This is a genomic window from Mesorhizobium sp. M1A.F.Ca.IN.020.04.1.1 (assembly GCF_003997315.1).
Lineage (GTDB): Bacteria > Pseudomonadota > Alphaproteobacteria > Rhizobiales > Rhizobiaceae > Mesorhizobium.
In genome coordinates, this window is sequence record NZ_RZSN01000098.1 from 1 (window position 1) to 22,323 (window position 22,323).

General features: G+C 63.5%; 24 protein-coding genes and 2 pseudogenes. 14 read left to right on the forward strand and 12 right to left on the reverse strand.

Translation table 11 applies throughout. From position 1 onward, the window contains the following. Both EOA49_RS19320 and EOA49_RS19325 read left to right on the forward strand, forming a co-directional pair. Positions 1-387 (forward strand): DUF72 domain-containing protein (locus tag EOA49_RS19320; protein ID WP_164749249.1); only part of this gene is annotated, 387 nt, incomplete at its 5' end. A gap of 207 nt (positions 388-594) precedes the next feature. After that, a complete protein-coding gene (locus tag EOA49_RS19325; protein WP_066992433.1) occupies positions 595-849 on the forward strand; it encodes a hypothetical protein in 255 nt (84 codons plus the stop codon). Between the two features lie 108 nt (positions 850-957). Here the strand turns inward: EOA49_RS19325 and EOA49_RS19330 are convergent, their stop codons facing one another. Together EOA49_RS19330 and EOA49_RS34125 are read right to left on the reverse strand one after the other, a co-directional pair. Then, positions 958-1,134 (reverse strand): hypothetical protein, encoded by a 177-nt coding sequence (locus EOA49_RS19330; protein WP_127241955.1) that lies wholly within the window; start codon positions 1,132-1,134, stop codon positions 958-960. A 354-nt stretch (positions 1,135-1,488) separates the two neighbouring features. Next, positions 1,489-1,822: pseudogene (locus tag EOA49_RS34125) on the reverse strand (ATP-binding cassette domain-containing protein); the annotation flags it as partial. A 265-nt stretch (positions 1,823-2,087) separates the two neighbouring features. Here EOA49_RS34125 and EOA49_RS19340 point away from each other — a divergent pair. Further along, on the forward strand, positions 2,088-2,480 hold the full coding sequence (locus EOA49_RS19340; protein WP_095800800.1) for a hypothetical protein: 393 nt from the start codon (positions 2,088-2,090) through the stop codon (positions 2,478-2,480). 96 nt (positions 2,481-2,576) lie between these two features. Here EOA49_RS19340 and EOA49_RS19345 read toward each other — a convergent pair whose 3' ends face one another. Both EOA49_RS19345 and EOA49_RS19350 read right to left on the reverse strand, forming a co-directional pair. Further along, entirely contained in the window at positions 2,577-3,284 is a 708-nt protein-coding gene (locus EOA49_RS19345) for a purine-nucleoside phosphorylase (RefSeq protein WP_066992426.1), read from the reverse strand. A 176-nt stretch (positions 3,285-3,460) separates the two neighbouring features. Beyond that, a complete protein-coding gene (locus EOA49_RS19350) occupies positions 3,461-6,040 on the reverse strand; it encodes a PAS domain-containing sensor histidine kinase (protein ID WP_067319741.1) in 2,580 nt (859 codons plus the stop codon). A gap of 208 nt (positions 6,041-6,248) precedes the next feature. Here EOA49_RS19350 and EOA49_RS19355 point away from each other — a divergent pair, with 208 nt between their 5' ends. Next, on the forward strand, positions 6,249-6,959 hold the full coding sequence (locus EOA49_RS19355) for a flagellar biosynthetic protein FliO (RefSeq protein WP_067319739.1): 711 nt from the start codon (positions 6,249-6,251) through the stop codon (positions 6,957-6,959). Positions 6,960-7,043: 84 nt separating this feature from the next. Here EOA49_RS19355 and dksA read toward each other — a convergent pair whose 3' ends face one another. After that, positions 7,044-7,460, reverse strand: coding sequence for an RNA polymerase-binding protein DksA (gene dksA, locus EOA49_RS19360; RefSeq protein ID WP_040972254.1), 417 nt, complete (start codon positions 7,458-7,460; stop codon positions 7,044-7,046). A gap of 255 nt (positions 7,461-7,715) precedes the next feature. Between dksA and EOA49_RS19365 the strand changes: the two genes are divergently transcribed. From EOA49_RS19365 to EOA49_RS19380, 4 genes are all read left to right on the forward strand, one after another. After that, positions 7,716-8,219, forward strand: coding sequence for a histidine phosphatase family protein (locus EOA49_RS19365; protein WP_127241220.1), 504 nt, complete (start codon positions 7,716-7,718; stop codon positions 8,217-8,219). A gap of 63 nt (positions 8,220-8,282) precedes the next feature. Beyond that, entirely contained in the window at positions 8,283-9,746 is a 1,464-nt protein-coding gene (locus EOA49_RS19370) for a YcjX family protein (RefSeq protein ID WP_095825311.1), read from the forward strand. After that, on the forward strand, positions 9,743-10,822 hold the full coding sequence (locus tag EOA49_RS19375) for a TIGR01620 family protein (RefSeq protein WP_127241219.1): 1,080 nt from the start codon (positions 9,743-9,745) through the stop codon (positions 10,820-10,822). The genes EOA49_RS19370 and EOA49_RS19375 overlap by 4 nt, the downstream gene beginning before the upstream one ends. Before the next feature lie 126 nt (positions 10,823-10,948). After that, positions 10,949-11,476 carry a hypothetical protein gene (locus tag EOA49_RS19380; protein ID WP_245460733.1) on the forward strand — a complete coding sequence of 176 codons (528 nt, stop codon included), beginning with the start codon at positions 10,949-10,951 and terminating at the stop codon, positions 11,474-11,476. 68 nt (positions 11,477-11,544) lie between these two features. Here EOA49_RS19380 and EOA49_RS19385 read toward each other — a convergent pair whose 3' ends face one another. Continuing rightward, complete coding sequence (locus EOA49_RS19385; protein WP_245460732.1) at positions 11,545-11,862, reverse strand: hypothetical protein; 318 nt, start codon at positions 11,860-11,862, stop codon at positions 11,545-11,547. Between the two features lie 222 nt (positions 11,863-12,084). Between EOA49_RS19385 and EOA49_RS19390 the strand changes: the two genes are divergently transcribed. From EOA49_RS19390 to EOA49_RS19400, 3 genes are read left to right on the forward strand one after another with little or no spacing between them, the layout of a single operon-like run. Then, positions 12,085-13,920 (forward strand): monovalent cation:proton antiporter-2 (CPA2) family protein, encoded by a 1,836-nt coding sequence (locus tag EOA49_RS19390; protein ID WP_127241217.1) that lies wholly within the window; start codon positions 12,085-12,087, stop codon positions 13,918-13,920. A 10-nt stretch (positions 13,921-13,930) separates the two neighbouring features. Next, the gene (locus EOA49_RS19395) at positions 13,931-14,479 is read left to right on the forward strand and encodes a DUF924 family protein (RefSeq protein WP_067319728.1); all 549 of its coding nucleotides are present in this window, start codon (positions 13,931-13,933) and stop codon (positions 14,477-14,479) included. A gap of 26 nt (positions 14,480-14,505) precedes the next feature. Continuing rightward, on the forward strand, positions 14,506-14,751 hold the full coding sequence (locus EOA49_RS19400) for a hypothetical protein (RefSeq protein ID WP_127241216.1): 246 nt from the start codon (positions 14,506-14,508) through the stop codon (positions 14,749-14,751). On the opposite strand, the gene folK is transcribed toward EOA49_RS19400, so the two are convergent. The 3 genes from folK to folP are packed head-to-tail and all read right to left on the reverse strand — an operon-like array spanning position 14,748 to position 16,457. Beyond that, complete coding sequence (gene folK, locus EOA49_RS19405; RefSeq protein ID WP_067319724.1) at positions 14,748-15,260, reverse strand: 2-amino-4-hydroxy-6-hydroxymethyldihydropteridine diphosphokinase; 513 nt, start codon at positions 15,258-15,260, stop codon at positions 14,748-14,750. The two genes, EOA49_RS19400 and folK, sit on opposite strands and share 4 nt — an antisense overlap. After that, positions 15,244-15,603: a dihydroneopterin aldolase gene (gene folB, locus EOA49_RS19410; RefSeq protein WP_127216234.1), complete on the reverse strand. Its 360-nt coding sequence runs from the start codon at positions 15,601-15,603 to the stop codon at positions 15,244-15,246. Before folB ends, folK begins: the two co-directional genes overlap by 17 nt. A 2-nt stretch (positions 15,604-15,605) precedes the next feature. Continuing rightward, positions 15,606-16,457: a dihydropteroate synthase gene (gene folP, locus EOA49_RS19415; RefSeq protein WP_095825308.1), complete on the reverse strand. Its 852-nt coding sequence runs from the start codon at positions 16,455-16,457 to the stop codon at positions 15,606-15,608. An 84-nt stretch (positions 16,458-16,541) separates the two neighbouring features. Here folP and EOA49_RS19420 point away from each other — a divergent pair, with 84 nt between their 5' ends. Together EOA49_RS19420 and EOA49_RS19425 are read left to right on the forward strand one after the other, a co-directional pair. After that, the gene (locus tag EOA49_RS19420; protein WP_067319718.1) at positions 16,542-17,162 is read left to right on the forward strand and encodes a DUF922 domain-containing protein; all 621 of its coding nucleotides are present in this window, start codon (positions 16,542-16,544) and stop codon (positions 17,160-17,162) included. Between the two features lie 220 nt (positions 17,163-17,382). Then, on the forward strand, positions 17,383-18,870 hold the full coding sequence (locus EOA49_RS19425; RefSeq protein WP_127243303.1) for an MDR family MFS transporter: 1,488 nt from the start codon (positions 17,383-17,385) through the stop codon (positions 18,868-18,870). A gap of 5 nt (positions 18,871-18,875) precedes the next feature. Here EOA49_RS19425 and EOA49_RS19430 read toward each other — a convergent pair whose 3' ends face one another. The 3 genes from EOA49_RS19430 to EOA49_RS19440 all read right to left on the reverse strand — a co-directional run bounded on the left by EOA49_RS19430 (position 18,876) and on the right by EOA49_RS19440 (position 20,797). Then, complete coding sequence (locus EOA49_RS19430) at positions 18,876-19,907, reverse strand: NAD(P)/FAD-dependent oxidoreductase (RefSeq protein WP_067319714.1); 1,032 nt, start codon at positions 19,905-19,907, stop codon at positions 18,876-18,878. 93 nt (positions 19,908-20,000) lie between these two features. After that, positions 20,001-20,321, reverse strand: coding sequence for a 2Fe-2S iron-sulfur cluster-binding protein (locus EOA49_RS19435; protein WP_066992377.1), 321 nt, complete (start codon positions 20,319-20,321; stop codon positions 20,001-20,003). Between the two features lie 107 nt (positions 20,322-20,428). After that, positions 20,429-20,797 carry an Hpt domain-containing protein gene (locus tag EOA49_RS19440; RefSeq protein WP_127241628.1) on the reverse strand — a complete coding sequence of 123 codons (369 nt, stop codon included), beginning with the start codon at positions 20,795-20,797 and terminating at the stop codon, positions 20,429-20,431. A gap of 290 nt (positions 20,798-21,087) precedes the next feature. Here EOA49_RS19440 and EOA49_RS19445 point away from each other — a divergent pair. Further along, a pseudogene (locus EOA49_RS19445) lies at positions 21,088-22,323 on the forward strand (kinesin); the annotation flags it as partial.

Here is a 22,323-nt window from a genome sequence, read left to right on the forward strand (position 1 = left end):
CCGCTGCGCCATGCGCTCGAAGTGCGGCATGACACCTTCATCGTGCCGGAATTTCCGGCTCTGGCGCGCAAATACAATGCCGCCATCGTCTATGCCGACCACGCCAAATATCCGGCGATCGCCGACGTCACCGGCGATTTTGTCTATGCCCGCCTGCAAACCGGCAGCGACGACAATCCCGATTGCTACACGCCGAAAGGGCTCGACGAATGGGCGGGCCGCGTCAAGACCTGGGCGGAAGGCGGGCAGCCGGCCGACCTGCCGCGCGCCGATCCCAAGACCGACGCGCCGGTTAAGCCGCGCGACGTGTTCGCCTATTTCATAAGCGAGGGCAAGGTGCGTGCGCCCTTCGGTGCCATGGCGCTGATGAAGCGGGTGGCGGCCTAAACTGGCGCGGCTCTTTGTTGGAACGCCGGAAGTTTGCCCGGCGCGGCACGCCGTCGGCAGTTGGCTTGTCGGAACCTGCCGGCCATGTTGACCGTTCTGTCCCAGCCGATCGCGAGGTCGGCGGAGGGTTATCTCGCCGAAAGATCGGTACGGCGACCTCGCGAAACGCTCGCCACATCCCGCAGCGTCGGAAAGGAGCGAGGGAAGATGGCCGTCATCCTCGGTGCGTTGCTTACCATCGCAGGCGTCGTCTACATGGCAGGCGCCACTTTGAGGCGCGGACGCCTGAGTGACCCGGCATCTACAGCGCCGGACCGTCCGGCGCCGAACCTGGCAACACCAGGCCCCACACTGGAGCCGCGGCGACGCGGACTCCGTTTCCTCGGCCTGTCTCAGAATTGGCCAGGTCTGGTGATGATGGCAGTCGGCATCATACTGCTGTTGTCGGTGTTCGTCCTCTGACCTTACGGAATGTCGGAGTCTTCGCTCGCAGCCGCGTGCTCGACATCCACCGCTGCGCTTGAAGCTCAGAGCGATTCCGGAACGGTTGAAGTCTTGCGGCTCAAGCCGTCAATGGTGCCCGATTACTTCGTTATAGGCGTCGAGGTCGACGTAAAAAACCTTGGTTATTTCGCCGAGCAGATCATCCTCGTCGTAGCCCTGCGACGTCAGGATGTTGATCGCCGTCATGATATCGACGCGCTCGGTCAGCCGCCGCTTCTGATAGTCCTCGACAAAACGTTCCATCGCCTTCCCCTGGCAAGCTTTTGTTGGACGCATCGACCGACAATCACTGCGGGGAAAGCTAGGCGAGCTTGCTTGCGCGGACCTTGCGGGCGGAGCCCGCGCCATCCCCCTTCATCTCGACTGATACGGAAAGAGCCCGACTCACCAAGGCCATGCAAAGACTAGCATGCGCTATTGGCCACACCAGAGCCGTCGAACACTTCGTCATCCTTCCGCGTAACGACGCGAACCGGAGCGAAGACCCAAGGATCCATTCCGTTACTTGGAAGCGTCATTAATGGTGCATAATCCGCAATGATCTAGGCGTCCGCACGAGGAATCTATTCTGCATCGCGAGACCGGCGACGGCGTGCGCAGCTTCGGCCGCATCACCAGCGCCCGCCCGAGTGGCGAGCTGCCGCTGGTCACCGCACAAGTCGCCGCCCGTGCCGCGAAGGCATCTGCCTCAGCACCGCAAACACCTCGAAGACATGCGAAGGAATGTTGCGGTCGCCGCGCCGAAGCGGCGCGAAGCCGGCCTTCAGATTTTCGCGCACCGTGAGCAGCGGAGAAATCTCCCTGCCCTGCGGCACGATGCGATGCCCGACCGGGCGCGGTCATACGCCGCGCTCCGGTCGAGCGCCTTCCCCTCGAAGGCAACCCTTCCGCTCGTCAACCGGTGATGGCCGACGATCGATCTCATCAAACTTGGTTGCAAGCGACGTGCCAAACGCGGACACATGCGCGGGTCAGGAAAAATAGTCGTTAAATACAAAGACTTACTGCCTGCCAATCGAATAAAACGACGCCGATCAAGCACCCTGGGTTTGAGAAAACGTTGCGCAGCTCTGCCTAGATTTTGCCCAAATTATAAAATTGCCCAATGCTTAATCTCGTCTCTGTACCGGCACTCGCCGGCCAGTTGCGGGGCAGCGGCAAAATGGGGCAAGGTCGCCGCCGAAATGAGCGACCGCATGGCCTTCCCGATTCGCATTCTTCTGAGCTTGCTGCTTCTTGCGTCGGCCGTGGGCAAGACCCGCGCGGACTTCGCCGAAGGCAAGCTTCCGGACGGCGTCTATCATTGCGAGGTCTATCTGCTCGGCCTCTTCATCAATCTCGGCGACATCACCATCAAGGGCAATGTCTATAGCGGCCCAGTGACCTTCGGCACGTCGGGAACCTACAACTACCAGATGGACGCCAATGGCGAGATCAGCTGGCTCGGCCCGCTCGGCGGCTATACGAGCGGCGGCAACTCGATCTCGCTGACACAGGCGACGCTCGACGATCCAGGCGCTCCCTCCTTCGACATCATCATGAAGCAGCAGGACGGCGCCTTTACCGCCTCCACCTGCACGAAACATTGATCGAACAAGGAACTTCGCTTCGATGCTGCGCACAACCTGCCGCTTTATCTGCGGGTCGCCGGCCGACAGCCGAGGGGCAGTTGAAGCGGAAACCGCCTAAGCAGTGACCGCGACTTCCAGTGCCAGGCGGGTCATGTCGGTGAACAGCGCCTGGCGTTCGGAATACTCGGTCTGCTCGTCGGCGGCGACGTGGTCGACCACGGTCAGCAGCGATAGGGCGCGCGCGCCGAACTGCGCCGAGATGCGGTAGAGCGCGCTGGTTTCCATGTCGACTGCCAGCGCGCCGAGCGCCCTGGGCTCGTCGAAGCGGGCGCGGCCATCGGGATGATGGAAGATGTCGCTGCAGACGGTCAGGCCGGCGCTGCAGGCAATGCCGAGATCGGCGGCCCGCTGCAGCGCCAGCGCATGGAGCGCCTCATCGGGGCCGGCCGGCTGGTAAAGTCCGAACACCTGCCCGCTGATTGGGCCCTCGGCGCGCACGGCGCTTGAAACGACCAAGCCCCGCAGCGGAACGTCATCCGACAATGCGCCGCATGTTCCTGTGCGGATTAGCGTCTTCACGCCATGATAGTCCAGCAACTCATGGGCATAGATCAGGAAAGAAGAGACGCCGATGCCGGTTGCCTGGATGCTGACCGGCTTACCGCGGAAACGGCCGGTGAAGCCGAGGGCGCCCCGACGGAGATTGATGCAGCGCGGCGCCTCCAGAAAAGTTTGCGCCATCCACTGCGCGCGCTCGGGGTCGCCCGGCAGCAGCACCGTTTCGGCATAATCTCCCCTGCCCGCCTCGATGTGCGGCGTCACGCGCTATCACCCCCATGACAGGACCCATCCGATCGCCATCATGGCAGGCTCGCTGCAATGTGCAAGCGATAGCTGTTTAAGACATGTCGCCTAAAAGGGCGCAGCGCTTTTGGGGAAACGACCTGCATCAAGCAATGATCTGAAGCGCGTCCCCTGATCTGCTTCACCGATGCGCTTTAAGATTCCAGCACGTCTTTGACGATCGTCGCCAGTTGCTTGAGCGAGAATGGTTTGGGCAGGAAGCCGAAATGCGCGTCGGCCGGCAGGTTTTTGGCAAAGGCGTCCTCGGCGTAGCCGGAAACGAAGACGAATTTTATGTCCGGCTGGCGCTTGCGCAGTTCGCCGAGCAGCGTCGGCCCGTCCATTTCCGGCATCACCACATCGGACACCACGATGTCGACCTTGCCGCCGAGCGCCTCGAAGACCTCCAGCGCCTCGACGCCGGAGGAAGCCTCGTGAACGGTGTAGCCGCGCGAAGTCAGCGCCCTCACGCCGCCCATGCGAACGGCGTCCTCGTCCTCGACCAGAAGCACGGTCGCCGAACCTGAGAGGTCCTTCGCCGTGTCGGCCGGCTTGGCTGGAGCTGCCGCCGCCGCAGTGTCGGCAGGCTCGCTCGCCTTCTTCACCTCCGTCACGTGACGCGGCAGGAAGATGCGGAACACCGTGCCTTTGCCGACTTCGGAATCGCAGTAGATGAAGCCGCCGGTCTGCTTGATGATGCCATAGACCATCGAGAGGCCAAGGCCCGTTCCCTTGCCGACCTCCTTTGTGGTGAAGAACGGCTCGAATATCTTCTTCAGCACCTCCGGCGCGATGCCGCTGCCCGTGTCCTCGACCTCGACCAGCACATAATCTGCCGGGATAAGCTCGCGATACGGGAAGGATTTGCACTCCTCGGCCATGACGTTGCGGGTGCGCACGGTAAGATCGCCGCCGGTGGGCATCGCATCGCGCGCGTTGACGGCGAGATTAACCACCACCTGCTCGAATTGGCCGATGTCGACCTTGACCGGCCACAGATCCCGCCCGTGGTCGATCTTCAGCCTGATATCGTTGCCCACCAGGCGGGCAAGCAGCATGCGCAGATCGGCAAGCACATCGGTCAGGTTGAGAACTTCCGGCCGCAAGGTCTGCTTGCGCGAGAAGGCCAGCAACTGCCTAACAAGCGACGCCGCCCGGTTGGCGTTCTGCTTGATGTTCATAATGTCGGGGAAGGACGGGTCCGACGGCCGGTGGTTGGTGAGCAGGAGGTCCGACGCCATGATGATGGCGGTGAGCACGTTGTTGAAGTCGTGCGCGATGCCGCCGGCAAGCTGGCCGACCGCCTGCATCTTCTGGCTCTGCGCCATCTGGCCCTCGAGCGCCTTCTGCTCGGTAGTCTCGACGGCGTAGACGATGGCCGATTCCTCCGCACCCTCGCTACCGGCGCCGTCGGCGACGGCATTCACGTAGAAGCGGATGTGGCGCTCCTCATGCCCGGGCAGCAACGAGTCGATCGGCTCGATATTGGCCTGCCGCTGCCGCGCCTTCTCGAAGGCGGCGGCGAAGGCCGGCCGGTCGCGTTCATGCACCACGCTCTCGAAACGCACGCGCCGGTCGACAGCGTCTCGGTCGACGACGGACGAAAACAGCGACAGGAACGGCGCATTGGTGCGCAGGATGCGCCCGCCGGCATCGACGCCGGCTATCGCCATCGGCGTCGAGTTGAAGAAACGCGTGAAGCGCACCTCCGAGGCGCGCAGGTCGGCGGACGCGTCCTCTCCCTGGGTGCGGTTGAGCACGATGGTGCGCGTCGGCCCGTTCACTCCTTCGCGGCTTGCCGAAACGCGGTGCATGAAGCGGACCGGCAGTGCCTGGCCGCTCATTGTCGTCAGATCAAGGTCGATGACGGCGTTGCGCGTGGCGCCGGGATCAGCCTTGACCGAGCGGACGAGCGCCATGCCGTCGCCGGCGACGATCTCCGGCAGCGTGACCGCGCCCGGGGTGAAGCTGGCAAGGTCGATGCCTAGCCATTCGGCAAGCGTCGCATTGATATAAGTAACGCGGCCTTCCTGGTCGGCCGAGAAGAAGCCTGCGGGCGCGTGGTCGAGATGGTCTATCGCCTTTTGCAGGTCGAGGAAGAAACGCTCCTGTTCCGCCCGCTCCTGCGAGATGTCTGCGATCTGCCAGGCAAGCATCGGCAGCCGCTGGCCCGGCACATTGAAGGCGCGGGCACGGACGCGGTACCAGCGCGCGCCCGGCTCGGCCCCAGGCTTGATCGACTGCGCCAGGCGAAATTCACCGTCGCCAGCCTGGCCGTCGCGCAGGCCGGACGCCAGCCGGTAGATGGTCATTGAAGCCTCGGGGACGTCCGAAAGCAGCCCCTCGACCGTCTTGAGGTCCGCCGCCGAAGCGGCCCCCGTCATCTCGGCATAGGCCCGGTTGGCGTAGATTACGCGACCCTTGGTGTCGGTGACCAGGAGGCCTTGCGACATTGAATCGACGAACGCTTTGGACAGCTCGTCGCCGGTTGAACGCGGGGCGATCTGCACGAAGCCGATCGCCGTCGCGAACAGAAAGCCGACGCCGATCATGGCGAGCACGCCAAGCATGCCGAGCAGGAACGGATCGCCGAGGCGCTCGCGGAACAACCCGAAAACGACCGCCGCGCCGGTCAAAACGACGATGAAGATGATGAGCCTGGCGATGGCGCCCGGACGCGTGTTTTGGTCGACGATCGGTACCGGATAGAAATCGCCGCGCGTTTCCTTGGCCATGTGCCCCCTGCTCGTGATTCCGATGCCCCGACACCCGCGAACGGCCGGTTGAATCACATTCTCCTGTAGCGGAAAAGGCCCGGACGGCAAATGTCCGATAAAATCAACGATTCATGTTTCAAACTGTTCACGATGGGTGATGTCGCCTTGCGGAGGCTAGTCCCTAAGGTCTAGTGTCGCGTCACTTCAAAGGCGATTGGGTGCACCGATGCTGCAGTGGCTGGATAGCGTAGCGGGGCCGGGTTACGTCGCTGCAATTCTATGGACGTTCGCGGCCCTTGTTCTGCTGGTCGTGGTCCTGCTCGTCATCAAGGTAGTCCGCAACCTGACTTTCGGCACCTTCGTTGCCGGAGGCCGGAATCGCAAGACACGGCTCGCCGTCATGGACGCCACCGCTGTCGACAGCCACCGCCGGCTGGTGCTGGTGCGGCGCGACGATATCGAACACCTCATCCTGATCGGCGGCCCGACTGATGTCGTGGTCGAACGAGACATAAGGCTGGCAGCACCTCGCCGTCCGGCGCTGACCGGAGACAGCGGCCAGCAGCAGGCCGCCGCGCCGCGCCCGCGGGCGCCTCAGCCCGCACCCGCCCCGGCCAGGCAGCCGACCGCACCGGCGCCGGCTCCCGTGAGCGAGCCCGTGTCGCGCCCGCGCGCGGCGCCCCCTCCGGCAAAGCCGCCGGTACCGCCTCCCCCGGCCGCGAAAGTCATGCCGCTCCCTGCGTATGGGACGAATGGCACTGGCCGGCAGGCCCCGCCGCAGCCCTCCAACGACTCGATCGACGACACACTGATGCACGAGCTCGAGGCATCGTTGGAGGAGTCCCATTCCAAACCGGCAAGCAAGCCGGCGGCGAAGCCCTCGCTCGATGACGAGATGACCAAGCTTCTCGGCGAGCTGGCCAGCCACAAACGCTGACCCCCAAAGGATTGCCGCTCAAAAAAGAAAAGGGCCGGAAAGATCCGGCCATTTTCGCAAAACCTGCGTCTGTCCCAACCCGCGTCAGTCGTCGCGGTAGACCTTCTCGCGGCGTTCGTGGCGCTCCTGCGCCTCGATCGACAGCGTCGCGATCGGGCGGGCGTCGAGCCGCTTCAGCGCGATCGGCTCGCCGGTTTCCTCGCAATAGCCATAGGTGCCTTCGTCGATCCGCTGCAGCGCGGAGTCGATTTTCGAGATCAGCTTGCGCTGGCGATCGCGGGCGCGCAGTTCGATGGCTCGGTCGGTTTCGGAAGAGGCGCGGTCGGCTAGGTCGGGATGGTTGGCGTTTTCTTGCTGGAGGATTTCGAGTGTTTCACGCGCTTCGCGAAGGATGTCATTCTTCCATGTGATAAGCTTCTGGCGGAAGTATGATTTCTGCCGTTCGTTCATGAACGGCTCGTCTTCGGAGGGTACGTAATCGGCGGTAACGATGTCGTTCATTCGACTCACCCAACAACCCCAAATTTGGCGCCTATATATTCGCGGACAAGGGGCTGCACAAGCGGAAACAATAACAGTTTCACGCATTTGTTAGTCTTCGCAGCAGCAGGCATTCGCGGCGGCCATTTCTCAACGGTCGGGATCGAAATCATCAGCGATTCGGCGCGGTTGCGCGTCCTATGCCATTGTGCACGACACCGTTCTGGTGACTAATCGCCAAAACGCTCAGCGTATTCAACATAAAGGGGGAGCCGGTTGAGCAGACTTTATCTGTTGAGGCATGCCAAAGCCGGATGGGCGCTGCCCGGTGTTCGTGACTTCGATCGTCCGCTCGACGAATCGGGCATGGCCGACGCTGAGGCGATGGGTGACGCCATGCGGGCCCGCGACTACGTGCCGGATGTCACTCTCTGCTCCAACGCCAAGCGAGCACGGCAGACCCTGGAAGGCCTTGCGGGCCGCACCGACACCGGCCGGGTGCTGTTCTTCGACACACTCTACAGCGAGAATGCCGCCGGTTATCTCGAAATCATTCGTAAGAACAGCGGGGCCGGCTCATTGCTGGTGATCGGCCACAATCCGATGACCGAGGACCTAGCCATGGCGGTGTCGGGCGACGGCGATGAGACCGCGCGAGGCATGCTCAACCACGGCTTTCCCACTTCCGGACTCGCCGTCGTGCGTTTTCCCGGCAACCTCGGTGAAGCAGGCCAAGGCCGTGGTTATCTCGAGGCCTTTCTCAGTCCCGCCGATCTCTGACACCATTTCAAACGCCTTGCCCAAGGCCTATATCGGGCCCTGACGGGCGACCCAGAGGCAGATTTGGCATCATCGCTGACCACTTTCACCGACGAGGCGAGGATTGCGCTCGACACGTTGTCGGGCCGGGCCGCCGGGCTCTTCTCCCCATCCCTGCGACTGGGCGTCACCGGCCTCTCCCGCGCCGGCAAGACGGTGTTCATTTCCGCTCTCGTCCATAACCTTATCCATGGCGGGCGGCTGCCGCTGTTCGAAGCGCAAAAATCGGGCCGCATCGCCCGCGCCTTGCTCGAGGAGCAGCCGGACGACGCCGTCCCGCGCTTCCAGTACGAGGACCATGTCGCGGCCCTGGTCGACGACCGTGTCTGGCCGGATTCGACGCGCGCGATTTCAGAGCTGAGGCTGACCATCGAATACGAGTCGGCCTCCGGCTGGAACCGGCTGTTTTCGGCCGGAAAGCTGTCGATCGACATCGTCGATTATCCCGGCGAATGGCTGCTTGACCTGCCGCTGCTCGGTAAATCTTTCGCCGATTTTTCGCGCGAGGCGGTGGAGCTGGCCGCCCTGCCGGTCCGCTCCGACCTGTCACAGGCGTGGCAGGAGCTGGCCTCCTCAGTCGATCCGGACGCCGACGCGGACGAGATGACGGCGCGCCGTCTCGCCGAAAGCTTCGCCGCCTATCTCACGGCCTGCAAGCTCGACGAACGTGCGCTGTCGACGCTGCCGCCGGGTCGTTTCCTGATGCCGGGCGATCTCGAAGGCTCGCCGGCGCTGACCTTCGCGCCGCTGATGAAATTGTCGGAACGGCGCCGCCCCGGATCGCTGCAGGCGATGATGGAGCGCCGCTACGAAGCCTACAAGACCCATGTCGTAAAACCGTTCTTTCGCGAGCATATCACCCGTCTCGACCGCCAGATCGTGCTGATAGACGCCATGCAGGCGCTCAACGCCGGCCCGGCCGCCATGGCCGACCTCGAACGGGCCGTCACCGAAATCCTCTCCTGCTTCCGACCCGGGCGGGGCAATTTCGTCACCGACCTGTTTTCGAGGCGCATCGACCGCATCCTGGTGGCGGCGACCAAAGCCGACCAGTTGCACCACGAAAGCCATGACCGGCTGCAGGCGATCGTGCGCCGCCTGGCCGACCGGGCGGTGGCGCGGGCCAATTTCAGCGGCGCCGATGTCGATGTGGTCGCCATGGCGGCGGTGCGCTCGACCCGCGAGGGCACCGTGAAGCAAGGCCGCGAGACATTGCCGGTGATCATCGGCACGCCCTTGAAAGGCGAGAAGATCAACGGCGAGACATTCGACGGCAAAGCCGAAACAGCCATATTTCCCGGTGACTTGCCGGAAAAGGTCGATCCCGTGTTCGACGTTTCCGGGCAGCAGGCGGAAAACAATGCGATCCGTTTCGTGCGCTTTCGTCCGCCGAAGCTCGAGCGGACGGCCGAAGGCGTCACGCTGTCTTTGCCGCATATTCGCCTCGACCGCGCGCTTCAGTTCCTGATCGGAGATCGTTTGGCATGAATCCGCCCCGCAAACCGGCGGCCTTCCGCATCGAGCCCGAGCCCGCGCCAAGGCACGAGGCGCCGCAGAAGCGTGGCGCCGAACAGCCCGTGCGCAGGCCACGCGCCGCCAGGGCCGATGTCGCCGTGGTCATTCCCTCGGAGATCGACGTTTTCGACCAGCCGGATATCGAGCAGGCCCCGCCGCCACCGGCGACCGCTCCAAGGAGGCGCTCGCTGCTGGCACGCCTGTTTTTCGGAGCTTTCGGCGTGCTTGTCTCGCTCGCGGTGGGCCTGTGGACGGATCAGCTCATCCGTGATCTTTTCGCGCGCGCCGAATGGCTGGGCTGGCTGGCGGCCGGCATGGCGGCCATCGCGCTTTTGTCGCTGCTGATCGTCCTGATCCGCGAGTTCCTCGCCATCGCACGCCTCGCTGAGGTCGAGAAACTACAGCGACGGGCCGTGGATGCGGTGGCGCGCGACGACCCCAAGGCCGCGCGCGCTCTGGTCGACGAGCTTTCCGCCTTCGTCGCGGCAAAACCGGAGACCGCGGCCGGCCGCCGCTCGCTCGCCGAATTGCGCGGCGAGATTATTGATGGCGCCAATCTGGTGCGGCTCGCCGAGACCGAGATTCTGTCGCCGCTCGATGCCCGCGCCAAGATGATGATCCTGGAGGCCGCGAAGCGCGTCTCGCTGGTGACGGCGGTCAGCCCGCGCGCGTTGGTCGACGTCGCCTATGTCGTGTTCGAAGCCGGCAGGTTGATCCGGCGCCTGTCGGAACTTTATGGCGGCCGTCCCGGCACGCTGGGCTTCTTCCGCCTGGCGCGCGGTGTGCTTGCCCATCTCGCGGTGACCGGCTCGATCGCCGTCGGCGACAGTTTCGTGCAGCAGATCGTCGGCCACGGCCTTGCCGTGAAGCTCTCGGCAAAGCTTGGTGAAGGCGTCGTCAACGGCATGATGACGGCGCGCATCGGCATCGCGGCGATGGAAACGACGCGCCCGCTGCCGTTCATTGCGGTAAAGCGACCGGGGCTAGGCGATTTCCTCTCGGCATTGACCTCGTTCGCGACGCGAAAGGATGGCCGAAGCGAGCAGTAAGGTAAATGCAGAAACGGTCGCCAGTGACGAAGCATTAACCAATCTTCTTCATGGTCACTCTGGTTCCAACAGCAGACTCGTTCGTGCCGGGTGTTGTCAATGAGAAGCGTAATCTTGTCCTGCGTCATGACCGCAACGGTTGCGGCCGCCGTACCGCTCGGCCTCGTCGAAAGGGCCTTTGGAGCAGAGGCTGACAAGCAGTTTTTCCGCTCGGTCGAAGGCAAATGGGTCGGCCCTGGCGAAATCATCGCCGGCAAATACAAGGGCACGAAATTCACCTGCAATTTCAACGGTTCCACGCCGGACGGCAAGGTCGGCATCACGCTAGACGGCGACTGCCGGGTCGGCGTCTTCACCCAGAAGATGTCGGCGACGGTCGAACGCCGGGGCCGGGATGGTTATAAAGGCACTTTCATGGGCGGCTCGACCGGCAACGGCATGGACATTGTCGGCGGCAATGTCGTCGATCCCCAAAAGGTCGTCTTCACCATTAACCGCAATCAGTTGAACGGCGTCATGCAGGCGCGCGTTCCCGACGACAATTCGATGACCGTGACGGTCGCCGTGCGCGTCGACAAGCAGCTGGTGCCGGTCATCGGCATGAGCCTAAAGCGGGTCGACACGGTCGAAGTCGGCTCGATCGCGAAGAACTGAGCAAAGGCGATCGAGGAAGACAAAAGGCGGCAGCCAATGGCCACCGCCTTCTTTCGTTTTGACTTGGCTCAACCCTTGATGGCGGCAGTCACTTCGTCATATGCCTTGCAGACTTCGTCCAGCGTCGTGGCATTCTGATATTTCGTCGTCACGGCCTGCACCTTGGCCGTCAGATCAGCCGCCTTGCTCGGATCCTTGGTGATTGCTTCCTGAAGCGCGGCAGCCATGTCCTGCGCCTTCTTGGCGGCGATCTCCTGTGTGCACTCCGGTCCCTTCGAACAGGCCGAAACGGCCAGCGCCGCAACGCCAACGGCAACGAGCAAAAAATTCTTCATGTCAGTCATCTCCTCAAAAAAAGGCAGCGGCCCATCGCCGCTGCCCTCCAATGGCTGAAGCTCCATAGCCAAAGCCGACCGGCCTTAACCTTTGATTGTGGCGGCGCGCAACGACCGGGCTCCGTAAACTTGTGTACGAAGCTGCAGCGGGAGTTTGCCTGACGGCACACGCTCGTTTTCGGGCCGACACCCCTGCTCTTCCTGCCAGGCCCCCTGCCCTTGCCTCGCACTCCCGCTGCATGCAAGGAGTGCTGAAACGAAAGGACGGTAGTCATGGCGGCTGAAGCATCGGGCAGCGATCTCGTACAGGTAGTGGCGCTGCTCGCTGCCGGCGTGATCGCCGTGCCGATCTTCAAGCGCATCGGGCTGGGCTCCATCCTCGGCTATCTCGCTGCCGGTGTGGTCATCGGGCCGTTCGGCCTCCGCATTTTTTCCGAATCGGAAGCCATCCTTCACGTCGCCGAGCTTGGCGTCGTCATGTTCCTGTTCATCATCGGCCTGGAAATGCAGCCGTCGCGACTCTGGGGCCTGCGCCGGGAAATCTTTGGTCTCGGCGCGCTGCAGGTTGGCGTCTGCGCCGTTCTGTTGACGCTTGTCGGCCTGGCCGGAGGCTTTCCGATCGCGCAATCCTTCGTCGCCGGCGCCGGCTTCGTGCTGACCTCGACCGCGATCGTCATGCAACTGCTCGAGGAGCGCGGCGAGATCGCCGCGCCCAAAGGGCAGCGCATCGTCTCGATCCTTCTGCTCGAAGACCTGATGATCGTGCCGCTTCTGGCGCTGGTGGCGTTCCTGGCGCCGGGGGGCGCGGAGACCAGCCTGGCTGAGCGCTTGACCGAAGTGGGGATCGGGATCGCGGCGATCGTCGGCCTCGTCGTGGCCGGTCGCTATCTGCTCAACCCGCTCTTCCGCATCCTGGCCGATGCCCGCGCCCGCGAAGTGATGACGGCCGCCGCCTTGCTGGTGGTGCTTGGGTCGGCGCTAGCCATGCAGCTTTCCGGTTTGTCGATGGCGATGGGTGCGTTCCTCGCCGGCGTGCTGCTCTCCGAATCGACCTTCCGCCACCAGCTCGAAGCCGATATCGAGCCGTTTCGCGGCATCCTGCTCGGCCTGTTCTTTCTTGCCGTCGGCATGTCGCTCGACCTTGGCGTCGTCGCCCAGAACTGGCGCCTAGTCGCCATTTATGTCGTCGCCTATATGGTCATGAAGGGGCTCGGCATCTATCTGGTCGCGAGTATGCTCAAGAGCGGCCATCGCGAGGCGCTCGAGCGCGCCGTCGTCATGGCGCAGGGCGGCGAATTCGCCTTTGTGCTCTATTCCTCGGCCGCCGTCGTCGGCATCATCGACGGCCAGGCCAATTCCACGCTGACCGCAATCGTCATCATCTCCATGGTGCTGACGCCCGTGGCTATCTTGGCACTGCGCTACCTCACCCCGCGCGACGAGCAATCGCTGGAAGGCGTCGACATCGCCGACGGGCTAACCGGAAGCGTGCTGATCATCGGCTTCGGCCGCTTCGGCCAGATCGCCAGCCAGCCGCTGCTTCTGCGCGGCCTCGACGTCTCGATCATCGACAATGAGGTCGAGATGATCCAGGCGGCGGCCGATTTCGGCTTCAAGGTCTATTACGGCGACGGCACGCGGCTCGACATCCTGCGTGCGGCGGGCGCTGGCCGCGCACGCGCCGTGCTGATCTGCGTCGACAAACCGGACGTGGCCGTGCGCATCGCGCAATTGATCAAGGCCGAATTCCCGCTGGTCACTATCCTGGCGCGCGCCTTCGACCGCGGCACCGCGCTGCAACTCATCCGCGCCGGCGTCGACTATCAGTTGCGCGAGACCTTTGAATCGGCGCTGGTCTTCGGCGGCTCGGCCCTGGAAGCGCTGGGCGTCGATCCGGAGGAGGTAGCCGAGGTGATCGAGGACGTTCGCCGCCGCGACACAGCTCGCATCGAGACACAGCTCGCCGAAGGTATCCGCGCCGGCCAGCGCTTTCTCAAAGGCAATATCGGCACGCCGATCCCGACCCCGCTCGCGCAGCCGCGCCGCGCCGGCCGGGCGCTGAACGAAGAGACGGCCGGCGTGCTGAACAGGGCAGAGACGAAGAGCTGAGGAGCAGCGCATGGCAGAACTCGACCCGCGGGCGCTTGCCGTCACCAAATTCTGGCGCGATGCCGGCGAGGACGCCTGGTTCGAGAAGAACGACGCGTTCGACTCCGGCTTCCGCGACTGCTTCCTCGAGCTGCACCACGCCGCCGCCCGGCGCGAATGCGACGCCTGGAGCGAGCATGCCGAAGGATCGCTGGCGCTGATGATCCTGCTCGACCAGTTTCCGCGCAACTGCTTCCGCGGCACCGGGCATATGTACGCGACCGATCCGCTGGCCAGGCATTTCGCCGATCGGGCGATCGCCGCCGGTCATGATATGGCGCTTGAAGAGTCACTCCGTGTCTTCCTCTATCTCCCCTTTGAGCATTCGGAGTCGCTCGCGGATCAGGAACGCTCGCTCGAACTTACAGCGGCGAGGGCGCCGGATTATCTGAAATACGCCAAGGAGCACCTGGAGATCATCCAGCGCTTCGGGCGCTTTCCGCACCGCAACAAAATGCTCGGCCGCGAGACGACGCCCGAGGAAAAGACGTTTCTCGAGGGCGGCGGTTTCTCCGGCTGAACAGGCAAACTGCGGATAATCAACACATGATCGTGCTAGCAGGGCGGACCTACGAAGCCACGATCGGAAGCGACGTCCAACGCGATGGCATGTATCTGGAACTCGCCGACCAACACGGGCACATGGTGGCCCAGATTTTCTTTTCGGATTTCGATAGGAAGATGACCGTGACCCTGTTTGAGTCTGAAGCGTCCGTGGAAGTGGTTGAATGGGATGATCGCCACGGCCAAGATCCGTCTTCCTCCAACCAATCCCACCCTCGGCTAATCTAAGCGAGCCACCACTCCCGGCCGGACGGCAGCCGCTCGATCCCCGAAATATCGACGGCGCCGAGCCGCTCCGACACGCTTTTGTTGCCGACCACAAGATCGGGCGCGATCTCGGCCAGCGGCGCCAGCACGAAGGCCCGCTCCAGCATGCGCGGGTGGGGAACCTCAAGGCCCGTCTCGTGGATCACCCGGTCACCGAACACCAGAATGTCGATGTCGATCAGGCGCGGCCCCCAACGTTCCTCGCGCACCCGCTTCAGGCGCCTCTCGACGTCCAGGCAGAGATCGAGCAGGCCGCGTGGCGAGCGCGCGGTTTCGATCCCGGCGGAGGCATTGAGAAAATCCGGCTGGTCGAGCTTGCCCCACGGCGGCGTCCGGTACAGTGAGGAAACAGCGGTGACGCGCGTCTTGTCGTCGCCGTCCAGCATGCGCAGCGCCGCGGCCATGGATTTCGCCGGATCGCCGAGATTGCCGCCGAGGCTAAGGTAGACGGCGCTATTGAGGCCAGACAACTGTCACCTCGACATGATCGAGCACGCCCGGAACCGGGGCGTTCGGCTTGCGCACGGTAATTTCCGCTTTCCTGATCTGTGGAAAGCGCGCCGCCAGCGCTTTCGCCACTTCCAGCGCCAGCGCCTCGATCAGGAAACGCCGGTGCCCGGTGACGATCTTCTCGATGACCGCGAAGGCGATGCCGTAATTGACGGTATCCTCGATCGAATCGTCCTCCAGCGGCCGGCTGGGCTCGACGATGAGTTCGGCGTCGACATAAAAACGCTGACCGAGCGTCTCCTCCTCGTCCAGCACGCCGTGCCGGGCAAAGAAGGCGCAGTTCTTCATGCGGATGACATACATCGTCAGCGTCCGGGAGAAAGTTTTTCTCGCGCCAGCATAGCATCGGCCATCGCCAGCGCATCCACGTTGATTGCGACATCGTGGACGCGAAAAAGATCGGCTCCCTTGAGCCGCAGAATGACGCTCGTGGCCGCCGTGCCGACAGCGCGCTCAGCGGGCTCGCGCCCGGTGACGCCGCCGATAAAACGCTTTCGCGACGTTCCCGCCATCAGCGGAAAGCCGAGCGCCTGAAGCTCGGAGAACCGCGCCATCAGATCGAGATTTTCCTCCGTCGTTTCCTTGGCAAAGCCGAAACCGGCGTCGAGCACGATCTGGTCCTCGGCAACATTGCTGGCGCGCGCGATCTCCAGCGATTTGCTGAGGAACAGAAGCTGGTCCTCGATCACGTCCGGCAGCTTCTGGCGTTCACGGCCGGTATGCATAATGATGAGGCCGGCGCCGGTCTCGGCCGCGACTCTCGCGATGCCGGGCTCGCGCTGCAGTCCCCAGACATCGTTGACGATATGCGCCCCCGCAGCGACGGCCCGCCGCGCGGTGTCCTCGCGATAGGTGTCGACCGAAATCAGCGCCTCGCCCGATGCCGCGAGCGCCTCGATGACCGGCAGCACCCGCGTCTGCTCTTCTTCGGCGCTGATCGGGGCAAAACCGGGCCGCGTCGATTCCCCGCCGATGTCGATGATGGCCGCGCCCTCTTCCGCCATGCGGCGCGCCTGGGCTATCGCCTTCTCCGGCGCGATGAACAATCCCCCGTCGGAAAAACTATCCGGCGTGACATTGAGGATGCCGACCACGACCGACTTGGGGCCGAGGTCGAGATGGCGTCCATGCGCGAGCTGCCACCGCCTTGTCGTCATTGTCCATCAACCATGCGTGATCCACGCGAAATCAATTTCGTTGCGCCGGCAACGGCCGTAAAGCAAGGTGCGTGAAGAGGCAACATGATGAACCGTTCCCTGCTCTGCGCCCTGATGCTCACGCTGGCCGCCACGCCGGCCGCCGCGGCGAATCTGGTGAAGACCTACAGCTATTTCAGCGTCGGCGGCCGCACGCTGGACGACATCGAAAAACAGCTGACGAAAAACGGACCGGAAGTGAAGAGCACCGGCTCCCGGCATCCGGGCGCAACGCAGATGGCCTTCACCACCCGCGTCAGCTACGCGCAGACCGCGAATTCCTGCCGGATCGCGAACGCGCAGGTGACCGTGAAGGTCAAGGTGATCCTCCCGGAATGGCGGCGCCCGCGCAAGGCGGATCCGCAGGTCAGGCTGTTCTGGGATACGCTGTCGGCCGACATCAAGCGCCACGAAGAGCGCCATGTCGAGATCGCCAAGAACCACGCGCGCGAACTCGAGGACGCGCTGAAGGCGACTTATCCGCAAAGGACCTGCGAAGCCGCGAAGGCCCAGGCCGCCCAGATCTCGGCTGCCATCCTCGCCAAGCACGATCGCGCCCAGGTGCAGTTCGACCGCGTCGAAAGCGTCAATTTCGAGAGCCGAATCATCCGGCTCCTGCGCTACCGGATGCAGCGCACCCAAAGCGGGCGGTTGCCGCCGGCTTGACCATTTGACCGGTGGTGCCGGCGAAAGCCAACACCGCCGAAACAATGGTGCCAGATTCCAGAAAACTTTCGAGCATCGGTCGAAAACGGCCTATATCGACCGACATATATCGGGTTTGCCGTCCGGCGGACTTTGGAAACCGAGATACGAATGACGGGCGCAGGACGCCCCGCACCGGCTGCTTCTTGCCGACGGCGCACCGACCTTGAAAGAGTGACGCATGGACCAGACCGTCGACAATCGCACGACGATGAGGACAACGGCCTCGCCATCGATCAGCGAGAGCGAGAAAAACGCCATCATCGGCGGCGTGCTCTTGTCGATGCTTCTGGCGGCGCTTGACCAGACCATTGTGTCGCCTGCCTTGCCGACCATCGCGCGCGCGCTCGGCCACGCCGAATACCTGCCCTGGATCGTGACCGGCTATCTGCTGACGGCCACCGCGATGGCGCCGCTCTACGGCAAGATTTCCGACGTCTACGGCCGCCGGCCGGTCATCTACGCCGCCATCCTGATCTTTCTTTTGGGATCGCTGGTCAGCGCCCTGGCCCCCAACATGCTGGTGCTGGTCATCGGCCGGGCGATCCAGGGGGCCGGCGGTGGCGGCCTTTTCGCGCTGACGCAAACCGTCATCGGCGATCTGGTGCCGCCACGCGAGCGGGCCCGCTACGCCGCATGGATCTCCGGCACCTGGGCGGTGGCCAGCGTCGCCGGCCCGCTGCTTGGCGGTGTCTTCGCAGAGCATCTCCACTGGTCGTTGATCTTCTGGATCAACCTGCCGATCGGCTTCCTGGCGATGGCCATCATCAACAATCCGCTGAAGAAGTTGCCGATCGCGGCAAAACATCACCGCATCGACGGGCTGGGCGCAGTGCTCTTGGTGATCGCCACGGCGCTGCTGCTTCTGGCGCTCAACTGGGGTGGCAGCACCTATCCGTGGTTCTCGCCGGAAATCCTTGGGCTGGTGACCTGCTCGGCCGCGTTCTGGGCGTTGTTCGCGCTGCGGCTGCTGAGGGCCAGTGAGCCTTTGATCTCGCTCGAGGTGCTGGGCAACCGGATCGTGCTCGCCGGCACGTTGTCGATGTTCCTGCTGCAGGCGGCAAATATCGGGGCGTCGGTTTACCTGCCGGTCTATCTGCAATCGGTCGTCGGGCTCTCGGTCAGTGAATCCGGCATCGCCATGCTGGGTCTCCTGCTCGGCACCGTTGCCGGTGCCACTTTCAGCGGCCGCATGATCCCGCGCTTCGTCCACTACAAGCGCATTGCCATGGTCGGCGTCAGTTTGGCGATCGCGTGCATCGGGGTGCTGAGTGCCATTGCGACACACGCGTCGCTGCTCGAAGTCGAAATCCTGACGACCCTCATTGGCCTCGGCAGTGGCACGACCTTCCCGGTCAGCACCGTCTCGGTACAGAATGCGGTCGATCGCGCCCATCTCGGTGTCGCGACTGGCGTCCTGACCTTCCTGCGCACACTGGGCGGCGCGCTTGGCGTCGCCCTGCTCGGCGCCGTCGCGCTCGGCTACGGCCTGCCGCTCGCCGCCGAGGGCTCGCAGACGCATATCGAGCTGACATCGGCAATGCCGTTCGTGATGATCTTCCTCACCGCCGGCATCACTCTTGTTCTTGCATTGATCGCGCTGGCGCTGATGCCGGAAAAGCCGCTGCGCGGCAAGGACGAGCACGCAGCGCCCGTGCTCGCCGAATGATCACGTCAATCGTGGACGCCGAGCTTCTTTTGCAGGCTGGTCGACGAGGTCGTGTACTGGAAGACGATGCGCTCGCCCGGGCTGACGATGCGTTTTGCGGCCTGCGCCATCAGGGCGACCTCATGGAAACCTGAGAGGATCAGCTTCAGCTTGCCCGGATACCAGTTGATGTCGCCGATGGCGAAGATGCCGGGAACCGACGTCTGGAATTTCTCGGTGTCGACCGGGATGAGGTTCTCATGCAGGTTCAGCCCCCATTCGGCGATCGGCCCGAGTTTCATGGTGAGGCCGAAGAACGGCAGCATGCGCGTACATGGCACCTCGATGTCGCCATCCGGGCCACCCTTGATGGTGGCGGACGAGAGCTGGCCGTCGGCGCCTGCGAGCCCGCTCACCTGACCGACCAGGAATTCCAGCTCTTTCATCTCCTGCATGGCGTACATCTTGTTGACGCTGTCGGGCGCAGCCCGGAATTCCGGACGCCGGTGGACAAGTGTCACGCTTTTGGCGATCGGCTGCAGGTTGAGCGTCCAGTCGAGCGCCGAATCGCCGCCTCCGACGATGACGAGATCGTGGCCGCGGAAATCTTCCATGCGCCGGACCGAATAGAACACGCTCTTGCCTTCGTAGCTCTCGATGCCCGGGATGGGCGGTCGCTTGGGCTGGAATGAGCCGCCGCCGGCGGCGATCACCACCACCTTGGCTTCGAACACCTCAGCCTCGTCCGTGGTGACGCGGAAGCTGCCGTCCTCGAGCTTTTCGAGGCTTGAGACCATCCGGTTGAAAGTGAAGTCCGGCTTGAAGGGATGGATCTGTTCGAGCAGCTTGTCGACCAGACCCTGCGCAGTGATCATCGGCCAGCCGGGAATGTCGTAGATCGGCTTTTCCGGATAGAGTTCGGCGCATTGCCCGCCGGGACGGTCGAGGATGTCGATGAGATGGCACTTCATGTCGAAGAGCCCGAGTTCGAACACGGCGAATAGGCCGACCGGCCCTGCCCCGACAATGAGTACGTCCGTCTTGATCGTGTCCGTCATCAGCTCCGCCCCATTTTGGGAATGCTGGCGACAGTGCATGAGCATTGGCCCGCTGCCAAGCAGCCACGGCAAAATTGGAAATGGAGACTTGGTTCAGCCCTGCCGTTCGGGAACGCGCACGACCAGACCGTCGAGCGCGTCGCGCACCTTGATCTGGCAGGACAGGCGCGAGTTGGGCCGGACGTCGTAGGCGAAATCCAGCATGTCCTCCTCCATCGCTTCCGGCTCGCCGACCTCGCCCGTCCAGGCCTCGTCGACATAGACATGACAGGTCGCGCAGGCGCAGGCGCCGCCGCATTCGGCCTCGATGCCGGGCACCGCGTTGCGGATCGCGTTTTCCATGACGGTCGAGCCGTTCTCGGCCTCCACGTCGAATTGAGTACCGTCATTGGCGATGTAAGTCAGCTTGGCCATTTGTCACCTGAGGAGTCGCAGCCGAGATAATCACTCCGCCGGACAAGTCAACTGCGGCGCGAAAGCGCCACCGCATGACGTTTTTTCTGGATGTGCTCCCTGGAGGACTACCGGCTGATGGCGGCGATGAAGTCCCGCACTTCATCGATCAGCACGCCCAGCTTCCTCAGGATGCGACCATCCTCAGGCTGCCTTTCAATGGCTGCAGCGCATTCGGCGACGGCAAAGGCGCCGATGCCGCGGGCCGAGCCTTTCAGGCCGTGTGCAAGGAGCACCCGTTCCTTGGCATCGGCATCGACGATCTTGTCGCGCACCGAAAGCGCCTGCTGCACGAACAGCGCCAGCACCTCCTGTTCGAGCGCGCGATCATCCATCGTCTGCCGCGCAAGGTGGGCCATATCCACAGGTCGCGAACCTGCCGTCCCCGACACGTCCCCGCCGGGCATGGAAAACGCAATACCAATCTCGCCACGCATACGCACTGCTACTCCAAGAAAGGGCGGCCGGCGGCCCGAAAATAGGCGGATTCCCGTCGCCAACGGGTTAACGATTGCCGGGGAAAAATGTTGTCACGGAGGCAGCCAAATCACGCTCTCGTTAACCTTATATTTAAAGTTTTACGTATCGCCGGGAATGCATGTTTTCTTTACCCGTGTGTGTCATTACGATACGAACGTCCATTTTCAGCCTCCTGTCTGGGACCAGACAAGCCAGAATCAGGCCAAAATCATAAGTCCCGCGGCAGCTAGTACAGGGTAGCGAAGGCATGGCTAAGAAACCGACGACGACCAAATCTCTCGAGAGCGACGTGGCCGCGGAACTGGAAAAGGCGCTTGACCTTGACCTGAACGGCGACGAAGGCGGGCTCGACATGGCGGCGTCGATGGAAGATCTCGAGGCCCAGATTTCGGCGGCCGCGGATGAACTGGCGCGCGAAGGCCGCAGCCATAGAATCGAGCCGGCAAATGAGCCTCAGGCCGCGAAGGCGGCGCCCCAGCCGAAGCCGGCGGAACTGCGCCCGCTCGAATCGCGCGCCTCGCAACCGAACGGTTTTACGCCGGCTCCTGCCGGTTTCACGCCGGCCAATGACGATCGCCAAAAGGATTACCGGACGCTTCTGCATGGCCTCAACCGGCGCGCTTCGAGCACCGTTTACTGGGTGATCGCGTTCATTTCACTCGCCTGGATCGCGGGCGCCGGCGGCCTCGCCAACCTGCTGTTCGGGCCGAGCATCTGGCAGATCCGCACTCTCGACCAGTTCTTCGCCCGCCCCGAGCTGATCGGCCTGGCGGTCGCGGCGATCATCCCAGTCATCCTGTTCTGGGCCTTCGCCGCCATGATCCGGCGCGCGCAGGAAATGCGCATCGCCGCGCAATCCATGACCGAAGTGGCCTTCCGCCTCGCCGAGCCGGAAAACCTTGCCCAAGACCGCGTCATGATGATCGGCCAGGCCGTTCGCCGCGAGGTCGCCGCCATGGGTGAAGGCATCGAACGCACTTTGGCCCGCGCCGTCGAGCTCGAAACCCTCGTCCACAGCGAAGTCAACCAGATCGAGCGCTCCTATTCCGAGAACGAAGCGCGTATCCGCTCGCTGGTCGACGGGCTGGGCAGCGAGCGCGAAGCTGTCGTTAGCCATGCCGAGCGCGTGCGCGCTTCGATCCACGGCGCGCACGAGACGCTGCGCGACGAGATCGGTGCCGCCAGCGATATCATCCGCGATTCGATCCTCAATGCCTCGACCAAGCTGTCGATGACGATCAACAATTCGGGCGACACGCTGATCGATCGCATCAACGAGAGCTCGCTGTCGATCTTCGATTCGGTGGAAACCCGGCTCGACACGATCACTGACCGCCTGTCGACCTCGGGCGAGGCCTTCGCCAGCCTGCTCGACACCCGCATCGCCAAGCTGACCGACACCACGGACGGCCTTACCCGTTCGCTGACCGATCTTCTTGACGATCGCACCAACGGCATGGGTTCGCTGCCCGGCCCGCGTTCG

Excerpts from the sequence above, each read along its gene's own strand:
- EOA49_RS19325 (WP_066992433.1), top strand. The coding sequence starts at position 595 with ATGGCCGTCATCCTCGGTGCGTTGCTTACCATCGCAGGCGTCGTCTAC.
- EOA49_RS19330 (WP_127241955.1), bottom strand. The coding sequence starts at position 1,134 with ATGGAACGTTTTGTCGAGGACTATCAGAAGCGGCGGCTGACCGAGCGC.
- EOA49_RS19340 (WP_095800800.1), top strand. The coding sequence starts at position 2,088 with ATGGCCTTCCCGATTCGCATTCTTCTGAGCTTGCTGCTTCTTGCGTCG.
- EOA49_RS19350 (WP_067319741.1), bottom strand. The coding sequence starts at position 6,040 with ATGGCCAAGGAAACGCGCGGCGATTTCTATCCGGTACCGATCGTCGAC.
- EOA49_RS19355 (WP_067319739.1), top strand. The coding sequence starts at position 6,249 with ATGCTGCAGTGGCTGGATAGCGTAGCGGGGCCGGGTTACGTCGCTGCA.
- dksA (WP_040972254.1), bottom strand. The coding sequence starts at position 7,460 with ATGAACGACATCGTTACCGCCGATTACGTACCCTCCGAAGACGAGCCG.
- EOA49_RS19375 (WP_127241219.1), top strand. The coding sequence starts at position 9,743 with ATGAATCCGCCCCGCAAACCGGCGGCCTTCCGCATCGAGCCCGAGCCC.
- EOA49_RS19380 (WP_245460733.1), top strand. The coding sequence starts at position 10,949 with ATGACCGCAACGGTTGCGGCCGCCGTACCGCTCGGCCTCGTCGAAAGG.
- EOA49_RS19390 (WP_127241217.1), top strand. The coding sequence starts at position 12,085 with ATGGCGGCTGAAGCATCGGGCAGCGATCTCGTACAGGTAGTGGCGCTG.
- EOA49_RS19395 (WP_067319728.1), top strand. The coding sequence starts at position 13,931 with ATGGCAGAACTCGACCCGCGGGCGCTTGCCGTCACCAAATTCTGGCGC.
- EOA49_RS19400 (WP_127241216.1), top strand. The coding sequence starts at position 14,506 with ATGATCGTGCTAGCAGGGCGGACCTACGAAGCCACGATCGGAAGCGAC.
- folB (WP_127216234.1), bottom strand. The coding sequence starts at position 15,603 with ATGTATGTCATCCGCATGAAGAACTGCGCCTTCTTTGCCCGGCACGGC.
- folP (WP_095825308.1), bottom strand. The coding sequence starts at position 16,457 with ATGACGACAAGGCGGTGGCAGCTCGCGCATGGACGCCATCTCGACCTC.
- EOA49_RS19420 (WP_067319718.1), top strand. The coding sequence starts at position 16,542 with ATGATGAACCGTTCCCTGCTCTGCGCCCTGATGCTCACGCTGGCCGCC.
- EOA49_RS19425 (WP_127243303.1), top strand. The coding sequence starts at position 17,383 with ATGGACCAGACCGTCGACAATCGCACGACGATGAGGACAACGGCCTCG.
- EOA49_RS19430 (WP_067319714.1), bottom strand. The coding sequence starts at position 19,907 with ATGACGGACACGATCAAGACGGACGTACTCATTGTCGGGGCAGGGCCG.
- EOA49_RS19435 (WP_066992377.1), bottom strand. The coding sequence starts at position 20,321 with ATGGCCAAGCTGACTTACATCGCCAATGACGGTACTCAATTCGACGTG.
- EOA49_RS19440 (WP_127241628.1), bottom strand. The coding sequence starts at position 20,797 with ATGCGTGGCGAGATTGGTATTGCGTTTTCCATGCCCGGCGGGGACGTG.